This window comes from Rhizobium sp. PEPV16 (genome assembly GCF_008919455.1).
Taxonomy (GTDB): Bacteria; Pseudomonadota; Alphaproteobacteria; order Rhizobiales; family Rhizobiaceae; genus Rhizobium; species Rhizobium leguminosarum_Q.
This window is the reverse complement of sequence record NZ_VSZV01000246.1, coordinates 1,148-4,984: the sequence shown is the minus strand read 5'-3', so window position 1 is coordinate 4,984 and position 3,837 is coordinate 1,148. Positions and strand designations below refer to the sequence as shown.

Genomic DNA, 3,837 nt, shown 5'->3' with positions numbered 1-3,837 from the left:
GAATTCCAACACGTAGGGCAGGACCAGCGCAATGGAGAGGCCGTGCGGCACATGGTAGATCTCGCCGATCGGATAGGCGAGCGCATGCACCGCGGCAACCGGCGAATTGGCAAAGGCCATGCCGGCCAGCATGGAGCCGAGCAGCATTTCCGAGCGCGCTTCGAGGTCAGAGCCGTCCGTGTACACTTTCCTGAGATTGGCCGCCAACAGCGCCAGCGCCTTCAGCGCGAGCTGGTCGGAGATCGGGTTCTTCTTGATCTTGCCGGTGTAGGCCTCGATCGCGTGCGCCATGGCGTCGATGCCCGTCTCAGCGGTGAGGTGCGGCGGCAGGCCGAGCGTCAGTTGGGGATCGAGGATCGCCCAGTCCGGGATGAGGCGCGGCGAGATCACCGCCTTCTTCTCGTTGTTTGGCGTCTTAACGATGGAGATCGGCGTCACTTCCGATCCGGTTCCCGCCGTGGTCGGCACCAGCAGCAGCGGCAGCCGGTCGCCGGTGGCACGGTCGATACCATAGATATCATCAAGCTTGACCGGGGTTTTGGCGAGATAGGCGACGAGCTTTGCCGTATCCAACGCGCTGCCGCCGCCGATCGCCACGACAGCGTCGACGCCGCACTCGCGGCAGATTTCTGCTGCCGCTTCGATGACATGCGACGGCGCGTCGGCGACCACGCCGTCGAACACGGTGAGCGCGATGGCGGCTTCGGCAATCGCCGCTTCCGCATTGCGCGTCAGCCCGGCCGCCCGCACCTTCTCGTCGGTGACGAGCAGCACATGGGCGGCCTTATAGCCCTTGAGGAGCCCGCCGATCTTGCTGGACGCGCCTGCCTCGATAAGGATGTTTGGCAGGGTCTGGAAGATAAACGGTTTCATGTAGTGGTCCTCCTGTTGCTTTCTCGGGAGGCAGGGTCTGCCGCCCGCTCTGAAAAGCTGATCTGTGGACCGCCCCCGGGGCTCCCGAGGGCAGTTTATCGCGGCTCGCTCAGGTGCTTGGGCCCTTCGCCTTCGCGCGAAGGCCAGTACTTCGAATCATCGACCAGCACTTCGACCACATGCACGCCGCCGCCTTCGAAAGCGGCTTCCAGCGCGGGCACCAGATCGTCCGTCGTTTCGACGCGCGTGCCCTTGGCGCCATAGGCTTCGGCCAATTTCACGAAATCCGGACTGTCGAAGGTGGTGCCGTAATTCGAGAAACCTTTAGCCGCCTGCTTCGCGCCGATCATGCCGTAGCCGCCGTTATTCAGGATGACGATGACGAGGTTGAGGTTGAGGTTGAGGTGGACGGCCGGCCCCAGTTCCTCGTCGGTCATCGGGAAGCCACCGTCGCCGCAGACCGCCATGACGCGGCGCTCGGGATAGAGCCTCGCGGCCTCTATCGCCGCGGGCAGGCCCGCGCCCATGGTTGCCAGCGCATTGTCGAGGAGCAGCGTATTGCGGTGGTAGGTCCGGTAGTTGCGGGCGAACGCGAGCTTGTATAGACCATTGTCGAGCGCCACGATGTCGTTTTCCGCCATGATCTTGCGTACGTCGTGCACCACTCGATCCAGCGTGACTGGCCAGCTCTTTTCATCGGCGCCATCGGACATCCGGGAGAGGATCTCCTCGCGCAGTTCGAGCAATGCGCCGGCATTTGGCAGCTTGCCCTCAAGGCGATCCGCCAACGCCTTGAGCGAAGGGCCGATGTCGCCGATGACCTCGAGTTGCGGGTAATATCCTTTGGTGAAGATCGCAGGCTCATATCCGATGTGAATGACCTCCGGGCCGCCCTTTTGCATGAAGAACGGTGGCTTTTCGCAGGTGTCGTAGCCGATCGCGATGATTAGGTCGGCCTTGTCGACGGCGTCGTGGACAAAGTCGCGTTTTGAAAGCGCCGCCGTGCCCATGTAGAGGTCGGAGTCCTCGCGCACGACGCCCTTGCCCATTTGCGTGCTGAAGAAGGGGATGCCGGTGCGTCGCACGAATTCGCGGATGAGGAAGATCGAGCGCGGGCTCGGGCGGCTTGCTGCCGCGCCCACCATGATCAGCGGACGCTTGGCGGCACGGATCCTTTGCGCCGCACGATCGAGGGCCTTACCGCTTGCCGTGGGCAGTTCGAACGGGCGCGCAATCCCTTTGATCATGCGCTGTTCGCCCTCAGGGCTCTTTTTTGTCATGGCAGATACCTTCTTGCCTTTTGACGGAGATGGCAGTTTCCGGCGTTTGCTGCCATAGTTGTGTTCCTTCTCCTGTTCGGCCTCATCGCTTGCTGTCGGCAGCTCGAACTGGTGCGGCGCAATCATTGGACCTCCTCCTCGCATTCTTCAGCCGCAATATCTTCCGGTAGCTCCAGATACACTGGCCCCGGTTTTTCCTCCTGGGCGATGCGGAATGCCTCTGTAATCGTCGTCTGGATCATCTGCGGCGAGACGATCTGCATTGCGAACTTGGTCACCGGCTTCATCACGGAGACGAGGTCGATGACCTGGAAGCCTCCATGGAGGCTGCTTTTGATCGGCTTCTGGCCGCAGATCATTACCAGCGGCATCCCGCCGAGAAGGGCATAGCCAGCGCCGTTGCAGAAGTTTAGCGCGCCTGGGCCGCAAGTGGCCATGCAGACACCCGGCCGGCCAGTGAGCCGGCCGTAGGTCGCGGCCCTGTAGGCCGCGCCCTGCTCGTGGCGGGTCAGCTCGAGCTCAATCGACGACCTTTTTATGGAGTCAATGACGCCGAGATATTCTTCGCCGGGGATGCCGAAGATGCGCTCGACCCCCTGGTTTTCAATCCCCCGGACAAGGAGGTCGGCCCCCGTGACCTTGCGCTTCCGACATTGTTCTGCCATGCTTGACGCTCCTTCATTTGTTCGAGGCAATGCGGTCATCCCGCAACGCGGATGCGGCGGTGGTTCCGCTGCTCGCAATAGCTCTCAAGATTCGTGCCAAGCCGGCCGATTGAGCTGAGAACAATTATTTTCTGACATTTCAGCTATATGGGCGGAAAATACGCGATTGGGCGAAGACGATTGCGTGTCGCGAAGCTGACAAAGGTGACGACGATGTCGTAAGTTTATTGTCATCAACAACCGACCCCACCTGGAAAACCATAGTAGGCCAGTGCTATCCCGCTAAACCACTCCTTTGGGATACGATCCATTTGCCGCACAGCGGCGTCTCCGGCGGGATCATCGACGACAATCAAAGCGCCACGAAAGCAATCCCATTCACGAGGAGGTAACTTCGTACAGCATAGGGTGCGCTGCATAATGTTGCCGCCTGGCGCGCCGGCCTGCTCCGCCGTCGGCTTAAAAATTTGAGCGGCCTCACCCGTATCGCGTCGGAGATATCCCTTCTCAACTCGGCATGCGTCCCTGCCCAGGCCGACGACGTGGAGTATGGCCTTCCAATATCAATCCCACTTCAGGCCGGAGCCTATTGCGGGTAGACATTGCAACTTTCTTTGATTTGACCACCGCATGATGCAGCGAAGGGCGAGGCCCACCATCCCTTTGTGGTGGTGACCTCAGCGAGGCTCTCACCCTGCGCCTGCGACCTAGATACTCATGACGCTTGCACGAACGAAGGAAACACTCCTGCACCACGGTCTTGTTCAGCGATAGCTCGGCGACAGTCCACTTCGGCTTGACGTTGCAAAACGATGTAGACGCTTCACTTGTGAGGGCATCAGATCTGCATGCTTTATGCAAATTTCGAAGGTCGCGTTAGAAGCTTCAGCTTTGCAACAGACATCAGCAATCGGCCTCCCCTCTACCAAGATTCTGGCAATGCGATCTCCGCTTATTTTTACCTGCTCGCAAATCGACAAATGAGATCACATCGCCGATTAACCGAAATTCTCCACAGC

Annotated in this window: 1 protein-coding gene and 2 pseudogenes; all 3 read right to left on the bottom strand. The window is 60.2% G+C overall.

Features of this window, described 5'->3' with window-relative positions; all coding sequences use genetic code 11:
• Nucleotides 1-873, bottom strand: an 873-nt coding sequence (locus FY112_RS09200) for an iron-containing alcohol dehydrogenase (protein ID WP_246700635.1), incomplete at its 3' end; no start/stop codon positions are given.
• A 95-nt stretch (nt 874-968) separates the two neighbouring features.
• A pseudogene (locus FY112_RS09195) lies at nt 969-2,093 on the bottom strand (thiamine pyrophosphate-dependent enzyme); the annotation flags it as partial.
• A 144-nt stretch (nt 2,094-2,237) separates the two neighbouring features.
• Nucleotides 2,238-2,818, bottom strand: a pseudogene (locus tag FY112_RS09190) (thiamine pyrophosphate-binding protein); the annotation flags it as partial.
• Between the last annotated feature and the right edge of the window lie 1,019 nt (nt 2,819-3,837).